Source organism: Deltaproteobacteria bacterium (assembly GCA_029210625.1).
In the GTDB taxonomy this organism is placed as follows: Bacteria; Myxococcota; Myxococcia; order SLRQ01; family SLRQ01; genus JARGFU01.
Window position 1 is genome coordinate 82,945 of sequence record JARGFU010000006.1, and the last position, 16,467, is coordinate 99,411.

Consider the following 16,467-nt stretch of genomic DNA (forward strand, 5'->3'; position numbering starts at 1 on the left):
GCTCGCGCGCGTCAGCGCAGACCGTTGAGGTCGGCGACGACCTCGAAGAGGTCGCCGAGGTCGTAGAAGTCCACCGCCACGATGTTGGGCAGCCGGCCGCTCTCGGCCTGGCACTCCGCGGCCCGGGCGCCGAGCACAGCCGCGGTGTTGGCCTCGGCGGCGGCGTCCGGATCGGCCAGCGAGTTTCCGATCCAGTGGTTGAGCAGGTAGAGCGGCGCGGCGGGGTCGCCCCGGTTGTGGGCGCAGGAGAACTCCTCGAGGGCGGCGAAGGAGTAGGGCGTGTCGCGGAAGAGATCCCAGGCGTGGTGGTACCAGGCCGGCGGCGGACCCGAGAACTCGGCGCTGACCAGCACCCGCTCCCCCGAGGCGATCATCTCCTCCAGGGTCGGCCAGCCGGCGGCCGGATCTCCCCGGTAGACGTGCGCCCCGAGCCCGCTCGCGTCGATGGCCGCCACCGTCTCCGCGACGGTGGTCGCGTCCTGGAGGATCAGGACCATGACTTCACGGGGGTGCGCGTCGAGGAAGGCCGCGATCGTCCCGAGGCCCTCCACCAGCGGCGTCGCGCCCAGCTCGCAGGCGGCGTGGCAGAGCCACAGGCCCCCCTGCCACTCGTGGGTGTCGAGCAGCATCGCCCGGACGCCGTCCTCGAGCTGCCGCGCCAGCCCGAAGGTCTGGTTCGGCACGGACCAGCCCTCGTCGTCGTTGGACATCGAGTTGTGGGTGCCGGGCAGCACCACCTCCGGCAGGCTTCGCGAGCAGAGGGCCGCGTCCCCGTTGCAGGGCGCCGGGGGCTCGGGCTCGCTGCCGCAAGCGAGAGTGCCGAGGAGCACCGCGGCGAGGAGGAGGGCAGAGAGGATCGGGGGGGCTCTCATCGCAGGGCGATGATGCCCTACTGGCAGGCCCGGCGCGACTCGAAGACGACCGAGCCCTCGGTGGCCCACTGCATGCGGCCGTAGGGGATCGACTCGGTGTGGCGGCCGGCGGCGAAGATCTCGCCCGGCGTGTAGTTGGCGCCGCCCCGGCTCTGCCAGAGGCGCACCACCTCGCCGTCCGGGCGGCGCACGTCGACGAAGAAGGCGAGCGCGTCGACGGTCCAGTCGGCGCCGGTGCCGTACATCGTGGTGGTGGACTGGTAGGTGAAGCCGACCTTCCAGACGCCGGGCGCGACCGGCAGGCCCAGGGAGAAGTGATCGGTCGGGGCCATGCCGGGGCCGTGGGAGCGGGTGAAGAGGCCGGCCTCGAGGACCTCGCCCTCCTGCTCGCCCACCTCGAGGTAGGCCACCAGCCAGTTCGTCGGGATGCCGTAGTGCCCCATGTAGCCATCGCCGAAGCCGACCACGTGGAGCTCGCAGGCGGTCGCGTCGTACTGCCCCGCGAGCTCGTAGCCGACGCAGTGGGGCTGGTTGTGCACCATCTGGTCGCTCTCGGTGTGCGCTCCGCTCTCCTTCTGGAGGCCGAGGCAGCGGGGGTCCGAGGCGTCGGGCCAGACCTCGAAGTGGTAGTTCTCGCCGTAGTTGGAGTCCCAGGCGACGCAGGAGGAGCCGGCGCCGGTGTAGTTCTCGAACCAGAGCTCGATGCTCTCGGCGTTCTCGGGGATCTCGAGCTGCCAGGTCCGCTCGGTGGCCTCGTTGGTGGGGATGCCCGCGTTGCTGATCAGCTGCCGCACGCTGCCCTGGAGGTGCTGGCCCTCGGGCAGGAAGCGGGCGTGGGCGACGACGTCCCAGGCGGGGTGGCCGTTGTGGGTGCCCCGGCAGTGAGGGAGGCGGTCGAGCTGGTACTGCACTCGCAGAAAGCCACCCTGCCGGAGGGTGCCGTGCCGGCTCTCGCCCCAGCCGGCGTCGAAGAAGAGCGAGCCGACGGGGGGCTGGCAGACGCCCCCGTCGGAGGCGCCGTAGCCGGTGCTCGCCGTCAGGCGATGGGTGTCGAAGGGGCCGGTGTAGCGGTTGTGGTCGAAGAGCCGGGTCCCGCCGGGCAGCTCGACGAAGGGCAGCACCTCGATGGCCTCGGGGGAGGGCGACTGCGGACCGAAGAGGTGGTCGCTCATCCCGAAGTGGTAGCGCCGGTAGCCGGCCCGCCCCTCGCCCTCGTGAACGCCGTCGATCTGCCAGTGGTCGCCCTCGGAGCCGAGACGATAGAGGAGGCGCACCGCGGTCCCCTCCGGCAGGTCCTCGTCGACGTCGACCTTCACCTCCCAGTAGTAGAGGCACTCGCCCGAGTCGCAGTCCATCTGGTAGTCGCCCTCGCCCGGAAGCCGTCCGGCCGAGCGCAGCACCACCTGGCAGGCGCGGTCGGCGCGATCGCCGCCGTCGTCCACGATGGAGGGGGAGAGGGCGGCCACCGCGTGCCCCTGCGAGCGGGACTGCAGGCCGGTGCCGGCCAGGTCACCGCAGGCGGTCAGGGGGAGCAGGCCGACCAGGAGGAGAAAGCGCGAACGGTTCATGGGGAGCACCTCGCGAGGAGAACGGGGAGGTCGTTCTCGGGGCGGGGCTTGTGGCAGGCCTGACGCGGGGCGTCAAGATCGCGGGGGGCGGGCGCCTGGGGGCTAGCCGTAGTGCTTCTCGGCCGCCTCCTCGGCGGCGATGGCGTCGGCCTCGTGGTCGCGCACCGGGGCGCTGCGTCCCGTACGCTCGGCCTCCGAGGCGTACCACTCGTGGGCGACGATGGTGCTCATCACCTCGTTGGTGCCGGTCCAGATCGAGGCCAGGCGAAGGTCCCGGAAGGTGCGCTCGACCGGGTAGACGTCGGTGTAGGCGATGCCGCCCATGACCTGCATGGCGTGGTGGCTGACCTGCTGGCAGCTCTCGGTGACGAAGCGCTTGGTCTCGCTGACCATCCGGCGGATCGTCGCCTCGCTCTCCCCGGCGTCCACCGCGGTCGCCGTGGCGTGGACCAGCGCCCGGGAGGCGTCGAGGAGCATGGCGCTCTCGGCGATCTGGAAGCTCACCCCCTGGAAGCGGGCCACCGGCCGGCCGAAGGCCTTGCGGCGGGTGGTGTAGCGGGTTGCGATCTCCAGGGCGGGGCGCGCGGCGCCGATGGTCATGGCCGCGGTGCCCAGCCGCTCGGGGATCATCATCGTGTTGAAGACCTCGTAGGCGCCGCCGATCCGGCCGACGACGTTCTCCTTCGGGACCTTCACGTCCTGGAAGGTCAGCCGGCCGGTGCCGCCGCCCCGGCAGCCCATCAGGCCGTAGAGGTAGCTCACCTCCACGCCCTCGCCGCGATCGACCAGGAAGCAGGTCAGCGCCTCGTGGGGCTTGGCCTCCGGGTCGGGATCCGTGCGGGCGTAGACCAGGAAGTAGTCCGCGCCCTCGGCGCCGACGATGAAGCGCTTCTGGCCGTTCAGCAGGAAGTGGTCGTCCTTCTCCTCGGCGGTGGTGGTCGCCCCGAAGAAGTCCGAGCCGCCCCGGGGCTCGGTGAGGCACTCGGCGGCGAACTTCTCCCCCTTCAGGAGGGGCACCACGTACCTCTGCTGCTGCTCGGGGGTGCCGTGCTTCACGACGGCGTCGCAGACCAGCTCGGCGCCGACCCCGAAGACGCAGGCGAAGATGTAGCCGAGGGTGCCGACCTCCTCCATGCCCACGCAGGAGGCGACCCAGTCCAGCTCCCGGCCGCCCAGGCCTTTCGGGTAGCGCACGCCGAGGAGCCTCCGCCGGCCGGCCTCCTGGAGGAAGTCCTTCGGGAAGCGCACCTCGTCCCGGTCCATGGCGAGGATGAGGTCGCGGGGGACCCAGGCGACGAGCTCGCGGATCTCGTCGCGGTAGGCCTTCTGGGTGTCGGTGAGCAGGTGATCGAACATCCGGGGAGTAGGCCACGGTGCGCGCCGGGGGAGAAGGCACGGTGGGTGGTTGACCCCGGGGCGGGGCGCACCTAGGGTGCCCAAACTTCGACCACCCGGTCGAAGTTCGACCGAGGAGTCCGGAATGTCCCAGATCAACGAGGAGCGCCGCCAGGAGCGCCGCCAGGGCCGCCGGGAGCGGGAGCGGGAGGCCCGGATCGCCGCGATCCGCGAGGCCGCCGCCCGCCTCTTCGCCCGCAAGGGGGTGGAGGCGACGACCATGGAGGAGGTGGCCGACGCCGCCGAGCTCGGCAAGGCCACCCTCTACCACTACTTCCCGACCAAGCAGGCGCTCTTCCGGGAGATCGTGACCTCGGCCACCCGGGAGTTCTGGGAGAGCCTGGTCGAGGAGGGCCTGGCGCCCTCTCCCGACGCGGACGAGGTCCAGGCGCCCCGGACGGCGCTCGACGCCGTCGAGCGGGTGGCCCGGGTCACCAGCACCTACTACGCCGGGGAGGGCGAGCTGCCCCGCCTCCTGCTGCCGCTGATGGCGGGGGGGCAGGCCCGGCTGGCCGAGGCCCTCGGCCCCGAGGTCGCCGCGGAGGTGATGCGCGCCCACCGGCCCATCCTCGCCCCCCTGAAGACCGTCGACGCGGCGATGCCCCTCCCGGGCGCCGTCGCGGATCTGCTCACCACCCTCATGGTGGGCCTCGCCCACCGCGCCCAGGCCGACCCCGGCCGGGATCCTCGCTCCGAGCTGGACCTCTTCTTCAAACTCCTCCGTGCCGGCTGCGCCGGGACCTCCCGGGAGAACGCCTAGATGATTCACATCACCGACTGGGTGCTGAAGCGCCCCTGGCTCACCATCGGCCTGACCGTCCTCTCCTTCTTCGTCTTCGGCTTCGGGATGCGGGGGATGAGCGCCGACACGGACGTCACCCGCGATCTGCCGCAGAACATCCCGGCCAAGCTCCTCTATGACCGGATCGACGAGATGTTCCCGGCCAAGGAGACGATCATCGTCGTCGCCGAGAGCGAGGATCACTTCTCGGTGGAGGGCCTCGCGAAGCTCGACGCTCTGACCCGCGTCCTCGAGAAGGTCGAGGGCGTGCAGTCGGTGATGAGCCTCACCACGGCCCGGCTGATCACCGCCGACGAGAACGGGATGGTGGTGCAGCCCGCCGGGGATCCTCTCCCGCAGACCCCGGAGGAGGCCGCGTCGCTGAAGGAGCGCCTCTACGGCCAGCCCCTCTACGTCGGCACCCTCCTCTCGGAGGACGGCACCGCGGTGGCCACCCTGGCCATGGTGAAGTCCGGCGCCCGGGAGGCCGACGTCGCCGAGCGGATCCTCGCCATCGCCGACGATCCCGCCCAGAGCCAGGGTCTGAAGCTCCACGTCACCGGCCGGGGGGCCGCCAACTACTGGGGCAAGGTGCTGATGGGCCGCGACATGGGGATGCTCTCCTCGGCGGCCCTCGGGATCGTCTTCCTGCTCCTGCTGATCATCTTCCGCTCCTTCCGGGGTCTGCTCCTGCCGCTGGGCGTGGTGATCACGGCCATCATCTGGACCATGGGGCTGATGGGCTACCTGGCCATCCCCCTGACCCACAGCACCGAGGTGATGCCGATCCTCCTGCTGGCCATCGGGGTGGCCGATGGCATCCACATCCTCAAGGGCTACTACGAGCGCGCCCGCGGCGAGTCCGACGCCCGGGCCGTGGTGCGGGCCACCATGGTGGACCTGAATCGCCCGGTGGTGCTCACGTCGATCACCACGATGGTCGGCTTCATCAGCCTGGCGTCCTCGGGCGTGGCGTCCATCGAGGTGCTCGGCTACCTCACGGCCTTCGGTGTCTTCGCCGCGATGATCTTCTCGGTCACCCTCATCCCCGCGGTGCTGGTGCTCCTGAAGGTCCCGCAGCTCGCCGAGGAGAAGAAGGCGCGCTTCCTCTGGGCCGAGGCCTTCGCCGGCCGCTACGCCGCCCTCCTGGCCCGCCGGCGCTGGGCGGTCCTGGGAGGCATCCTCGCGGTCATCGGCCTCTCGATCTGGGGGGCCACCCGGGTGCCGGTGGAGATGAGCACCACCGAGAACTTCGCGCCCGACCACCCCCTGCGGGTGGCCACCGAGGCGGTGAACCGCCACTTCGCCGCCACGACCAACCTCACGGTGGTCGTCGAGGGGAGCGCCGCGGACGCGATCAAGGATCCGGTGGTCCTCGAGCGGATGGACGCCCTCCAGACCTGGCTCGAGAGCCAGCCTCACGTCGGGAAGATCCAGTCGATCACTGGCTTCATCAAGCAGATGCACCGCGTGATGCACGGCGACGCCCCGGAGCAGTTCCGCCTGCCGCAGGTGATGGAGAAGGAGACCGGCACCGAGTGGGTCGAGCGCGACGGGGTCGAGGTCGAGGAGGAAGTGACCTTCGAGGTGCCCGGCAAGGAGCTGGTCGCCCAGTACCTCGCCCTCTACGAGATGAGCGGCAAGCCCGACGACTTCGCCAACCTCGTCACCTACGACTACCGGACCGCCCGGATGAACGTCTTCCTCTCGACCGACCGGGCCACCCACCTCACGACCCTCCACGACGACCTGAAGGTCTGGCTCGCCGAGAACTTCTCCGGGGTCGAGGGTCTGCAGGCCCAGCTCACCGGCATGGCCGAGCTGATCCGGGCCGTGAACGACATGCTGGTCGAGGGGCAGGCCTGGTCCATCGCCCTCTCCCTGCTGCTGGTCTGGCTGGTCACCGCGCTGATCTTCCGCTCGCCGGTGCTGGGGCTCTTCGCGACCCTGCCCCTCTTCTTCAGCCTCTTCCTCAACTTCGGCACCATGGGGCTCTCGGGGATCGCCCTGAACGTCATGACCATGGCCACCTCCTCGGTGGCGGTGGGCGTGGGCATCGACTACGCCATCCACTTCATCCACCGCTATCAGGTCGACCGGCGCACCGGCGCCACCTACGAGCACGCCGCCGCCAGCGCCCTGCGCACGAGCGGCGTCGCCATCGCCTTCAACGCCGCCGCGGTGGCCCTGGGCTTCTCGGCCCTCGGCCTCTCGGCCTTCAAGGGGGTGTCCGACATGGGCATCCTCATCGCCCTGACGATGGTCACCAGCGCCTTCGCCGCGCTGACCATCCTCCCCGTCCTCTTCATCGTCCTGAAGCCGCGCGCCTTCGCCGTGGCTCCCGGGGCGGATGCGCCCAAAACCGACTCCTCTCCGCGCGAGGCTGCCTGACCATGCGTACCCTCACCCTCGTCCTCTCCCTCCTCCTCGCCCTCCCGGTCCTCGCGGCCGACGATCCCCGCGCCCTGATGGACTCGGTCTTCGACCGGGGGACCTGGCAGGACATGAAGGGGAAGATCACCCTCACCCTGAAGACCCGGCGCGGCGACACCAAGGAGCGCGAGATCGAGATGTGGTCGCGGGACAACGAGGCCGGGGAGGCCAGCATGCTCATGCGCTTCGTCGCCCCCGCCGACGTCAAGGGCACGGCCTTCCTGCAGATCGAGAACACCGGCAGCGCGGACGATCGCCGCCTCTTCCTGCCGGCGCTGCGGCGGGTGCAGCGGATCACCTCCTCGGGCACCGGCGGCAACTTCATGGCCTCGGACTTCACCTTCTACGACATCGGCATGGCCGAGCTGGACGACTGGAAGTTCACCTTCGCCGGAGAGGGGAAGACCAAGCTCGGCGCCTGCAAGAAGGTCGAGGGCAAGGCCGCCGAGGAGCGGGTGATCACCGAGACCGGCTACTCGAAGGTGATCTGGTGCGTCGATTCCGAGAAGCTCACGGTCCTGGGCACCGAGTACTTCGACAAGGACGGGGACCGCTTCAAGCAGCTCACCGTGCAGGCCTTCGAGGAGCTCTCGGGGGTGCCCTTCGCCACCGACATGCTGATGGAGGATCTGAGCACGGGGCACAGCTCGCGGATGCTCTTCTCGGGCCTCGAGGTGAACACGGGCGTCGATCCCTCCCTCTTCACCGAGCGCGCCCTGCGCAAGCGGCGCTGACCATGGGGCGACTCTCGTGCCTCCTCGCCGCCGGGCTGATCGCCGCGGCGGTCGCCTCGCCGGCCACCGCCGCCAGCGACGGACCGACCCCCTTCGGCTACGTGAAGGGCTACCTCTTCCAGTCCCTCTCCGATCCCTATGTCATGGAGCGGGTGGGCACGCGCCTGCAGCTCGGCCTCGAGGGCGGCGGGGGCTGGGCCGGCTACCACCTCTCGGTGGACCTCGACCTGGGCACCCGCGTGGGGGGTGAGCCGGAGACCGAGCTCTTCGGCCTGCGCCCGGTCGAGGCCTGGTTCGAGCTGCTGGGCGAGCACCTCGAGCTGAGGGTGGGCAAGCAGTTCGTCTTCTGGGGCCGCGCCACCTGGGTGAACCCCACCGACGTGATCACCGCCTGGGACTACGCGAACATGTCCTCGGAGCTCGAGGACTACCGCCTCGCCCCCACGGCGGCGCGCCTGCGCTGGCTGATCTCCGGCGAGCTGGAGCTCGACGTGGTCTGGGTGCCCATCTTCGAGCCCAGCCGGGTTCCCCTGGTGCTGCCCGAGATCGAGGGCGCGACGGTCGAGCTGGGCTTCCAGTCCGTGCCGGACCGGAGGCTCTTCGATGGCGAGTTCGGTCTGCGCCTCGGCCAGACGGTCTCCGAGTGGGCCTTCGACTGGTCCCTCTCCGCCTACCAGGGCTGGGAGAAGCTGCCCCGCGCCAGCCTCGCGCCGAGCGGCGCGTATCTTCCTCCTTCGCCACCCACCCGCTGGGACTACCACACGGCGCACCGGCGCATGAGCATGCTCGGCCTCGACCTCGCCAAGACCCTCGGCCCCCTGGTGATCACCGCGGAGGGGGCGATGAAGTTCGTGGACGGCCCGGCCGACCTCTACAACGGGATCACCGATCGCTTCGAGTACGTCGCGGGCCTCACCTGGGTCGTCTCCCAGGACATGCAGGTCGGCCTCCAGAACCTCGGGAAGCTCCAGGTCGGGGATCCTCCGAGCGACGAGATGTTCCCCTCCCCCGATCCGATGGACCAGCAGCTCTCTCTCTTCATTCAGGCCGACCTCGCCAAGGAGTGGGGCGCCCAGCTGATCCTCATCTACGACCTCACCTACAGCGACGGCTTCGCCCTGGGCTTCCTCACCTGGAACCCCATCGACGCCCTGAACCTCGCCCTGGGGGTCATCGGCTTCGCCGGCCGGGAGGACACCACGCCCTACGGGCGGATGCGGGACGCCTCCCAGCTCTTCCTCGAGGCCAAGTACAGCTTCTAGAAGAGCTCGGGGTCCATCCACTGCACGACGTCGGCGGACATCCCGCCGTCGATTGGCACCACGGCGCCGGTGACCCAGGCGCCGGCGGCGCCGGCCAGCCAGAGCACCGCGCCGCCCACGTCGTCGGGGCGGCCGATCCGGCGCAGGGGGATCCGGGTCTCGAGGTGCTCCCGGCGGGCCTCGTCCCCCGTGATGTAGTTCATCATCTTGCTGGGGAAGGGGCCCAGCGCCAGCGCGTTGACCGTGACGTGCCGGGGTCCCAGCTCGTTGGCCAGCACCCGGCCGAGGTGGTGCAGGGCCGCCTTGCTCGCGGCGTAGGCGTAGGCGCCCTGCCCGTTGGGGATCGATCCGTTGATGCTACCGATGTTGACGACGCGGGCGGGATCGTCGGCGCTCGCCGCCCTCTCCATCAGGGGCAGCAGGGCCTGGATCAGGCTGAAGGGGGCGGCGACGTTCACCGACTGCAGGTCCTCCCAGGCCTTCCAGGGGTGCTGGCCCAGGGGGGCGCCCCAGGTCTTGCCCGAGTTGTTCACCAGGATCTCGAGGCGCTCGCAGCGGGACTCGACCTCCTCCGCGAGCGCCAGCACGCCGGCCTCCGTGGAGAGGTCGGCCCCGAAGCCCTCGCAGCGCTCCTCGCCCAGGGCCTCGTTCACCTCGGTCGCGGCGGTGGCGCAGGCCTCGCCCCTGCGCGAGGCGATCAACACCCGGGCGCCAGCGCCGGCCAGGGCCTCGGTGATCATCCGGCCGACGCCGCGGGCCCCGCCGGTGACGAGGGCCGTCTTGCCCTCCAGGCCGAAGAGTCGCTGGAGCCGGGCCTCGGGGCGGGTCGTGGTTCTCATGACCCCTGCTTGCCTCTCCCCGTGCTCGAACGCAACCGCCCCTCCCTCACCCCCTCCACCCTGGGATCTTTGCGGCGGGCCCGACCTCGGACTATCTAGGGCGCCATGCGTAATCTGATCTTCGTCCTGTTCGCGATGTTCCTTGCCTCCTGTGCCTCCACCAAGGGCCAGACCGGCGCCGGTGGCGCGGAGCACGCCTGTGATGGTGAGTGCTGCAAGAAGGATGGCGCCGCCGCTGAGAAGCCCGAGCACACCTGCGACGGCACCTGCGACCACGCCAAGGCGGGCGGCAAGCCCTGCCACGGCGACAAGGCCGGCGCCTTCCACAAGGAGGGGATGCCCGAGGGTGAGCACACCATGGAGAACGTCGCCGCCCACGTCGACGAGCTCTTTGGCAAGCTCGACGCCGACGCCGATGGCTTCCTCACCCGGGAAGAGGTCGGGGAGCACCACCTCGCCGAGAAGTTCACGGTGGCCGATCAGGACGCCGACGAGAAGATCTCGAAGGCGGAGATGGTCTCCTTCGGCAAGCGGATGCACGACCACATGGCCCAGAAGAAGGCCGCGGCCGAGGCTGCCCCGACCGCCGAGTAGACACTGGCCACGAGCTTCGAGCTAGGAACCAAGAGCAACTAGGCTTCCGGGAGTGAAGCCGGACAATGGGCTCGCTCCCTTCGGGGATGCGGGCCCATTTGCTGATAGCTGATAGCTGACAGCTTCAATCGACGTCGATCTCTGCCCGCCCCAGCTCGGTCGTCCCGCGCCGCACGATGACCTCCCAGCGGCCGGGCTTGGAGAGGGTCTTCGAGAGGTAGGTCCGGTAGCGGAAGCCCTTCCCGTTCACCTCGAGGTCCTGGGTGCTGCGCACGACCCCGTCGTGTGCCCACTGCACCATGACGTCGTCGAAGCTCTCGCCCTGCGGCACCAGCCAGCTCATCCAGGCGCTGACGGTGTCGCCCTTCTTGGCGGCGCCGCGCAGGGGCTCGATGCACTCGTAGCGGGTGTCCGAGGCCTTGGCCGTGTCCACCTTCAGGCAGGGGGTGAGGCGGACCAGCACCGGCGGGCCGCCCTGCCCCCGGTAGTAGTACTCCCAGACGGCCTGCACGGTGTCGGCGTCCGGGGTGCTCGGCGCGGCCTTGCCGTAGCTCTGGCCGACGCTGGGGCGGCTGTGACCGCCGAGGGCGTCGTAGATGTCCGCGGGCAGGCGCAGGGTGGCGACGTTCACGTCGGCCTCGAGCCCCAGCACGCCACCCATCCAGCCGAAGACGTTCTCCTCCTTCTCGACGTAGGCGTAGGCGAGGTCGAGCCGGCCGGCGTAGGGGATGCTCACCCGCTCGTAGTCGGCGTCCTTCACGCCCTTGCCGTCCTGGAAGCTCTTCCGGCTGCTGGCGAGGACGGTGCCGCGCACCTCCACCTCCCACTCGCAGTCCTCGATCACGTTGGCCTGGGCGACCCGCACCACCTGCACCTTCGACTCGCAGAGCGAGCAGAAGTCGATCAGGAAGGAGCCCGGGACGAGCAGATCGACGGCGCGGCGGGCGTCGGCCTCGGTGTTGCACTGAAGCTGATCGGCCAGCGCGGGGGCCGCGGGGGCGAGCAGGCCTCCGAGGAGCACGAGAGCGAAGAGGAGCGGGCGAGCTCTGCGAGAAGCCATGGGGAACCTCCGGGATTCCATATTTGGAGAGGAGCGCTAGCGCCAGGCGCGGGCCTCGAACTGCTGACCGTCCTTCTCCAGGAACTCCTCGTAGGTCCCGGGGAAGTCGATGAGGCCGTTCGGGGTGAAGGCCCAGATCCGGTTGCAGACCGACTCGATGAGCTCCCGGTCGTGGGTCACCATGAAGACGGTGCCCTCGTACTGCTCGAGCGCCTCGCCGAGGGCGAGGATCGACTCGAGATCCAGGTGCGTGGTCGGGTCATCGAGGACGAGCACGTTGTCGCCCTGCAGCATCAGCCGGGAGAAGATCAGCCGCACGGCCTCGCCGCCCGAGAGGGCCTTGGTGGGCTTGTCGCCCTCCTCGCCGCGGAAGAGCATCCGGCCCAGCAGCGAGCGGATGGTCTGCTTGTCGGCGTCCCGGTCGAAGCTGTGGAGGTACTCGGCGACCGTGGTGTCGTCGGGGATCGTGCTGCGGTGGTCCTGGGGGAGGTAGCCCACCGAGGTGTTGTGCCCCCACTCGATCTCGCCGTGGTCGGGCTGCAGGCGGCCGGTGAGCAGTTCGCAGAGGGTGGTCTTGCCCACGCCGGTGGTGCCGATGATGCCGATCTTGTCTCCCTTCATCACCAGGGAGTCCATCTCGTCACAGACCATCACGTCGGGCCAACGCTTGTCGACGCCCTTCAATTCCACGACCCGCTTGCCGGAGGGCTGCTTGATGTCGAAGCGGATGAAGGGCCGGGCGATGTTCGAGCGCTTGAGATCGACGACCTTCAGCTTCTCGATCTGCTTCTTGCGGCTCTGCACCTGCGAGGCGCGGGTGCCCGCCGAGAAGCGCTGCACGAAGTCCTGCAGCTGGGCGATCTTCTTCTCGCGCTCGGTGTTCTCGTGCTCGAGGCGCGAGCGGATGCCCACCTTCGCCTGCACCATGTCGTCGTAGCCGCCGGGGTAGAGGATGATCGTCTCGTAGTCGATGTCGGCGATGTGGGTGCAGACCGCGTTGATGAAGTGCCGGTCGTGGCTGATGGTGATCAGCACGCCCTCGTAGTCCTCGAGGAACTTCTCCAGCCACCGGATGGATTCCAGGTCGAGGTTGTTGGTGGGCTCGTCGAGGAGCAGGGCGTCGGGCTTGCCGAAGAGCGCCTTGGCCAGCAGGGTGCGCACCTTGTAGCTCGCGGGGATCTCGGCGAGCTTCTTGTCGTGGAGCGCGTCCACCACGCCGAGCCCCGAGAGCAGGGTCGCGGCGTCGGACTCGGCGGTGTAGCCGTCCTCCTCGGCGATGACGCCCTCGAGCTCACCGAGCTTCATGCCGTCCTCGTCGGTCAGGTCCTCCCCCTTGGCGAGCAGGACCTCCTTCTCCTGGAGGGCGTCCCAGAGGGGGCGGTTGCCCATCATCACGCAATCGAGGACCCGCGCCTCGTCGTAGGCGAAGTGATCCTGCTCCAGCACCGAGAGGCGCCGGGGAGGGTTCGCCGAGCCGGTGTCCGGATCGATCTGACCGGAGACGATCCGCATGAAGGTGGTCTTGCCGGCGCCGTTGGGGCCCGTCAGCCCGTAGCGGTTCCCCGCCTTGAAGGTGACGGTCACCTCCTCGAAGAGCTTCTTGCCCCCGAAGGCCTTGGAGAGGTTGTTGATGCTGATGTTGGCCATGACGTACTCCCTGCCCCCGAAAAGATGCCTGACCCCCCGGCCTTCCGGCGGGGTGTTCTAGCGCCCCGCGAGCACCTTTTCAATCGGTGGCGGCCAAGTGCCTGAATTACGGCCAGAATTCGGCCGCAGACCCGTTTCGTGCGATCTGCGGTGGATGAGCTACCTTGGGGGGGCGCGCCCGCAGGTCCAGCCTGGGGCCGATGGACGATCGATGGAACTGATTCGAAACTGGTTCAGGAGAACCTTCTCTGACCCTCAGCTGGTCATCCTGATCGTCCTGCTGGTCTGCTTCTTCGGGGCGCTCCTCCTCCTGGGTGACATGCTGGTGCCGGTGATCGCCGCCACGGTGATCGCCTATCTCCTGGAGGCGCCGGTGAAGCTCCTGGAGCGTCGGCTCCCGCGCCTGCTCTCGGTCTCGATCGTCTTCGTCTGCTTCCTGGCGGTCTCCCTCTTCGTGATCGTCGCCCTGGTGCCCCTGATGATCCGGCAGGGCGGGCAGCTGGCCGAGTCGGTGCCCGCGGTCGTGCGCTCGGCCCAGCAGGGGCTGCTCACCGTCTCCGAGCGCTACCCCGAGCTCCTGGCCGAGGCCCAGCTCCGGGAGATCATGACCGGCGTTCAGTCCCAGCTCTCCGGCAGCCTCCAGGACGTGGTGAGCGTCTCGGTGGCCTCCGTGGTGGGGCTGGTGACCCTGGCCGTCTACCTGATCCTCGTCCCCCTGATGGTCTTCTTCATGCTGAAGGACAAGGTGGCCATCCTGGGCTGGGCCGGGCGCTTCCTGCCCAGCCGGCGGGAGCTGGCGGCCAGCGTCTGGCAGGAGGTCGATCAGCAGATCGGCAACTACATCCGGGGCAAGGCGGTGGAGATCGTCGTCGTCGCGATTGCCTCCTACATCACCTTCCTCATCCTCGACCTCGACTTCGCCCTCCTGCTGGGTATCCTGATCGGCCTCTCGGTCCTGGTGCCCTACGTCGGCGCCACGGTGATGACCTTCCCGGTCGCGGCCGTGGCCTACGTGCAGTGGGGCTTCGGCGAGGAGTTCACCTGGGTGGTGGTGGCCTACCTGATCGTGCAGGGCCTGGACGGCAACCTGCTGGTGCCGATCCTCTTCTCGGAGGCGGTGAAGCTCCACCCGGTGGCCATCATCGCCGCGATCCTCTTCTTCGGCGGGCTCTGGGGCTTCTGGGGCGTCTTCTTCGCCATCCCCCTGGCCACCCTGGTGCGGGCGGTCATCGAGGCCTGGTCCCGGAGCCGGCGCAGCCAGGCGCCGGAGCCGCCTCCCGACGGGGACACCGTCCAGCCCTCGGCGGCCTGAAGACAGACGCCGCTCGTACAGGGGACCTCGCGGACCCACCCAGAGCGGGGTCGGGCTCTCTCCTTGGCTCGGACCTGCGTCCGGCGAGAAGGAGAGCCCGGGGTACAGCAGGGTCCGCGGCGCGAGGCCGCGGACCCGTCAGAGCAGGCGCCGGGCCTTACTCGGCTTCGGCGTCGCCTTCGGCCTCGTCGCCCTCGGCGGCAGCCTCGTCGCCTTCGGCGGCGGCCTCGTCAGCCGGAGCAGCCTCGTCAGCCGGGGCGGCCTCGTCAGCCGGGGCAGCCTCGTCGGCCGGAGCGGCCTCGTCGGCCGGTGCAGCCTCGTCGGCCGGAGCGGCCTCGTCGGCCGGAGCGGCCTCGTCGGCCGGCGCCGCGGCGGTGTCCGGCTCGGCGGGCTTGTCCTCACCCTTGGGCGGGCAGGCGACGAGGAAGAGCGCGAAGGCGCAGACGATGGTGAGCAGCTTCTTGGTCATGGATGTTCCTCCCTCCGATCATTCGGAGCCAGAGAACGGTACCCCAGGTCGGACTTTCATGGCACCCACCAATCCTGGCAAAATGTCCCGACCATGCTCCCCGACGAAAGTGCTCGGATCCTCGGGTCGTCCAGGGAGGGTCGATGACCTCGGGGGAGGCTCTGCGCGGAGTCGGCGAGCGCTACCAGCGTCGCTTCATCCAGCAGGAGCGGATCGGCCTTCGCAACGACCTGCTTGTCTGCCTGGTGGCCGGGCTCGGCGCGCTGGGCAGCCTGCAGCTCGCCCTGAGTCCCGACGGAGTCAGGGGCGCTCCGGGGCAGGGGGAGGCGGTGGCCGAGGTGGTCCGGGTGCTGGGGGGCACGCGCTTTCGCAGCCCCGGCACCCTGGACTGGCAGTCGCTGGGGACGGGGGCGCCGCTCCACCACCAGGACACGATCTTCGTTCCCGAGGGAGCCGAGCTGGTGCTCGGCTTCACCGATGGCTCCACCGCCCACGTGGACGCCGGCTCGCTCCTGGTCGTCGAGCGGCAGGACCGTGAGGGGGAGCGGACGAGCAGCGCGGTCGAGCTTCGCCGGGGTGGGATCCTCGGCCAGACCGCCGCCACCTCCACGCTCGAGGTTCGCTCGGGCAAGACCTCGACCACCCTGAAGGGGGCCTCCTCGGTGGCCCTGCGGCTCGACCCCGAGAAGCGCGCCCGGGTCAGCGTGCAGGGGAGCGGCGCCCAGGTCCGGACCGGCAACGACGCCCTGGAGCTCGGCGCCCGTGACGAGCTCCTGGTCGACGGCGAAGGGCAGGTGGAGCAGCGCCTGCATCACACGATCGATCTGCTCGCGCCCGACGACGGGATGCGTCGCCTGAGGCTCGGAGAGGACGATCAACAGACCTTCCGCTGGAGCGGCGGGGCCGCCGGCGAGCGGACCGAGGTGATCGTCGCGCGGGATGCCGACCTTCAACGGATCGTCCGCCGGCGCACCACCACCGGAGAGACCCTCACGCTCGAGCTGCCCGCGAGCGGGATCTACTTCTGGGGTGTCCGGCAAGCGGGGGCCACCAGCCCGGTCCGGCGGCTGGTCGTGGTCCGCGATCACCCCCCGAAGCCGATCGAGCCGCGCGCCGCGGCCACGGTGATGGTGCGAGAGGGCGAGGCGCTGCGCTTCCGCTGGCTGCCCTCGGCCGCCACCGAACTCTATCGGGTCCGGCTCCTGGGCGGTGAGGCGGAGGCGGAGCTGATCTTCGAGGAGGAGGTCAGCAAGCCCCGCTTCGCCTACCGGGGCGATCTTCCGGAGGGGATGTATCGCTGGGAGGTGCGCGCCGTGGATCCCGATCATCCCCGGGCCATTCCCCGGCGGCGGCCCCGCTTCCGGATCATCAACCGGGCGCTCCCCGACGCTCCGGAGCTCCTGGAGACCGACTTCGAGCCCCTGGCCCCCTACGAGGAGGGCGCCGCCATCGAGGCCGGCGCCGGGCTCGACCCCGGGGCGGATCCCGGGGGAGGGTGAGG

14 protein-coding genes are annotated in these 16,467 nt (G+C 70.0%); 7 read left to right on the forward strand and 7 right to left on the reverse strand.

The genetic code is table 11. From position 1 onward, the window contains the following. Positions 1-11 precede the first annotated feature (11 nt). The 3 genes from P1V51_07250 to P1V51_07260 form a co-directional block, all read right to left on the reverse strand. A complete protein-coding gene (locus P1V51_07250; GenBank protein ID MDF1562822.1) occupies positions 12-872 on the reverse strand; it encodes a hypothetical protein in 861 nt (286 codons plus the stop codon). A 17-nt stretch (positions 873-889) separates the two neighbouring features. Then, positions 890-2,440 carry a DUF6209 family protein gene (locus P1V51_07255; GenBank protein MDF1562823.1) on the reverse strand — a complete coding sequence of 517 codons (1,551 nt, stop codon included), beginning with the start codon at positions 2,438-2,440 and terminating at the stop codon, positions 890-892. 102 nt (positions 2,441-2,542) lie between these two features. After that, complete coding sequence (locus P1V51_07260) at positions 2,543-3,796, reverse strand: acyl-CoA/acyl-ACP dehydrogenase (GenBank protein ID MDF1562824.1); 1,254 nt, start codon at positions 3,794-3,796, stop codon at positions 2,543-2,545. 124 nt (positions 3,797-3,920) lie between these two features. Here P1V51_07260 and P1V51_07265 point away from each other — a divergent pair, with 124 nt between their 5' ends. The 4 genes from P1V51_07265 to P1V51_07280 are packed head-to-tail and all read left to right on the forward strand — an operon-like array spanning position 3,921 to position 9,045. Continuing rightward, positions 3,921-4,595, forward strand: a complete 675-nt coding sequence (locus tag P1V51_07265; protein MDF1562825.1) for a helix-turn-helix domain containing protein — start codon at positions 3,921-3,923, stop codon at positions 4,593-4,595. Then, on the forward strand, positions 4,596-7,007 hold the full coding sequence (locus tag P1V51_07270; protein MDF1562826.1) for an MMPL family transporter: 2,412 nt from the start codon (positions 4,596-4,598) through the stop codon (positions 7,005-7,007). 2 nt (positions 7,008-7,009) lie between these two features. Then, entirely contained in the window at positions 7,010-7,783 is a 774-nt protein-coding gene (locus P1V51_07275) for an outer membrane lipoprotein-sorting protein (protein MDF1562827.1), read from the forward strand. A gap of 2 nt (positions 7,784-7,785) precedes the next feature. Next, positions 7,786-9,045, forward strand: coding sequence for a hypothetical protein (locus tag P1V51_07280; protein ID MDF1562828.1), 1,260 nt, complete (start codon positions 7,786-7,788; stop codon positions 9,043-9,045). Here P1V51_07280 and P1V51_07285 read toward each other — a convergent pair. Next, a complete protein-coding gene (locus tag P1V51_07285) occupies positions 9,042-9,884 on the reverse strand; it encodes an SDR family oxidoreductase (GenBank protein MDF1562829.1) in 843 nt (280 codons plus the stop codon). The genes P1V51_07280 and P1V51_07285 overlap by 4 nt on opposite strands. A gap of 105 nt (positions 9,885-9,989) precedes the next feature. Between P1V51_07285 and P1V51_07290 the strand changes: the two genes are divergently transcribed. Beyond that, entirely contained in the window at positions 9,990-10,478 is a 489-nt protein-coding gene (locus tag P1V51_07290) for a hypothetical protein (GenBank protein ID MDF1562830.1), read from the forward strand. Positions 10,479-10,602: 124 nt separating this feature from the next. Here the strand turns inward: P1V51_07290 and P1V51_07295 are convergent, their stop codons facing one another. Together P1V51_07295 and P1V51_07300 are read right to left on the reverse strand one after the other, a co-directional pair. Further along, positions 10,603-11,538, reverse strand: coding sequence for a DUF2914 domain-containing protein (locus tag P1V51_07295; GenBank protein MDF1562831.1), 936 nt, complete (start codon positions 11,536-11,538; stop codon positions 10,603-10,605). A 36-nt stretch (positions 11,539-11,574) separates the two neighbouring features. Continuing rightward, complete coding sequence (locus P1V51_07300; GenBank protein ID MDF1562832.1) at positions 11,575-13,185, reverse strand: ATP-binding cassette domain-containing protein; 1,611 nt, start codon at positions 13,183-13,185, stop codon at positions 11,575-11,577. Positions 13,186-13,396: 211 nt separating this feature from the next. On the opposite strand from P1V51_07300, the gene P1V51_07305 reads away from it, so the two are divergent. Further along, positions 13,397-14,497 (forward strand): AI-2E family transporter, encoded by a 1,101-nt coding sequence (locus P1V51_07305; GenBank protein MDF1562833.1) that lies wholly within the window; start codon positions 13,397-13,399, stop codon positions 14,495-14,497. 157 nt (positions 14,498-14,654) lie between these two features. Here P1V51_07305 and P1V51_07310 read toward each other — a convergent pair whose 3' ends face one another. Next, the gene (locus tag P1V51_07310; protein ID MDF1562834.1) at positions 14,655-14,966 is read right to left on the reverse strand and encodes a hypothetical protein; all 312 of its coding nucleotides are present in this window, start codon (positions 14,964-14,966) and stop codon (positions 14,655-14,657) included. A gap of 143 nt (positions 14,967-15,109) precedes the next feature. Here P1V51_07310 and P1V51_07315 point away from each other — a divergent pair, with 143 nt between their 5' ends. After that, a complete protein-coding gene (locus P1V51_07315) occupies positions 15,110-16,465 on the forward strand; it encodes a hypothetical protein (protein ID MDF1562835.1) in 1,356 nt (451 codons plus the stop codon). Positions 16,466-16,467: the final 2 nt, after the last annotated feature.

What these genes read in the sequence shown, in the direction of transcription:
- P1V51_07300 (MDF1562832.1), bottom strand. Translation starts at nt 13,185, where the DNA reads ATGGCCAACATCAGCATCAACAACCTCTCCAAGGCCTTCGGGGGCAAG.
- P1V51_07255 (MDF1562823.1), bottom strand. Translation starts at nt 2,440, where the DNA reads ATGAACCGTTCGCGCTTTCTCCTCCTGGTCGGCCTGCTCCCCCTGACC.
- P1V51_07275 (MDF1562827.1), top strand. Translation starts at nt 7,010, where the DNA reads ATGCGTACCCTCACCCTCGTCCTCTCCCTCCTCCTCGCCCTCCCGGTC.
- P1V51_07270 (MDF1562826.1), top strand. Translation starts at nt 4,596, where the DNA reads ATGATTCACATCACCGACTGGGTGCTGAAGCGCCCCTGGCTCACCATC.
- P1V51_07250 (MDF1562822.1), bottom strand. Translation starts at nt 872, where the DNA reads ATGAGAGCCCCCCCGATCCTCTCTGCCCTCCTCCTCGCCGCGGTGCTC.
- P1V51_07295 (MDF1562831.1), bottom strand. Translation starts at nt 11,538, where the DNA reads ATGGCTTCTCGCAGAGCTCGCCCGCTCCTCTTCGCTCTCGTGCTCCTC.
- P1V51_07310 (MDF1562834.1), bottom strand. Translation starts at nt 14,966, where the DNA reads ATGACCAAGAAGCTGCTCACCATCGTCTGCGCCTTCGCGCTCTTCCTC.
- P1V51_07260 (MDF1562824.1), bottom strand. Translation starts at nt 3,796, where the DNA reads ATGTTCGATCACCTGCTCACCGACACCCAGAAGGCCTACCGCGACGAG.
- P1V51_07265 (MDF1562825.1), top strand. Translation starts at nt 3,921, where the DNA reads ATGTCCCAGATCAACGAGGAGCGCCGCCAGGAGCGCCGCCAGGGCCGC.
- P1V51_07280 (MDF1562828.1), top strand. Translation starts at nt 7,786, where the DNA reads ATGGGGCGACTCTCGTGCCTCCTCGCCGCCGGGCTGATCGCCGCGGCG.
- P1V51_07315 (MDF1562835.1), top strand. Translation starts at nt 15,110, where the DNA reads ATGACCTCGGGGGAGGCTCTGCGCGGAGTCGGCGAGCGCTACCAGCGT.
- P1V51_07305 (MDF1562833.1), top strand. Translation starts at nt 13,397, where the DNA reads ATGGAACTGATTCGAAACTGGTTCAGGAGAACCTTCTCTGACCCTCAG.
- P1V51_07290 (MDF1562830.1), top strand. Translation starts at nt 9,990, where the DNA reads ATGCGTAATCTGATCTTCGTCCTGTTCGCGATGTTCCTTGCCTCCTGT.
- P1V51_07285 (MDF1562829.1), bottom strand. Translation starts at nt 9,884, where the DNA reads ATGAGAACCACGACCCGCCCCGAGGCCCGGCTCCAGCGACTCTTCGGC.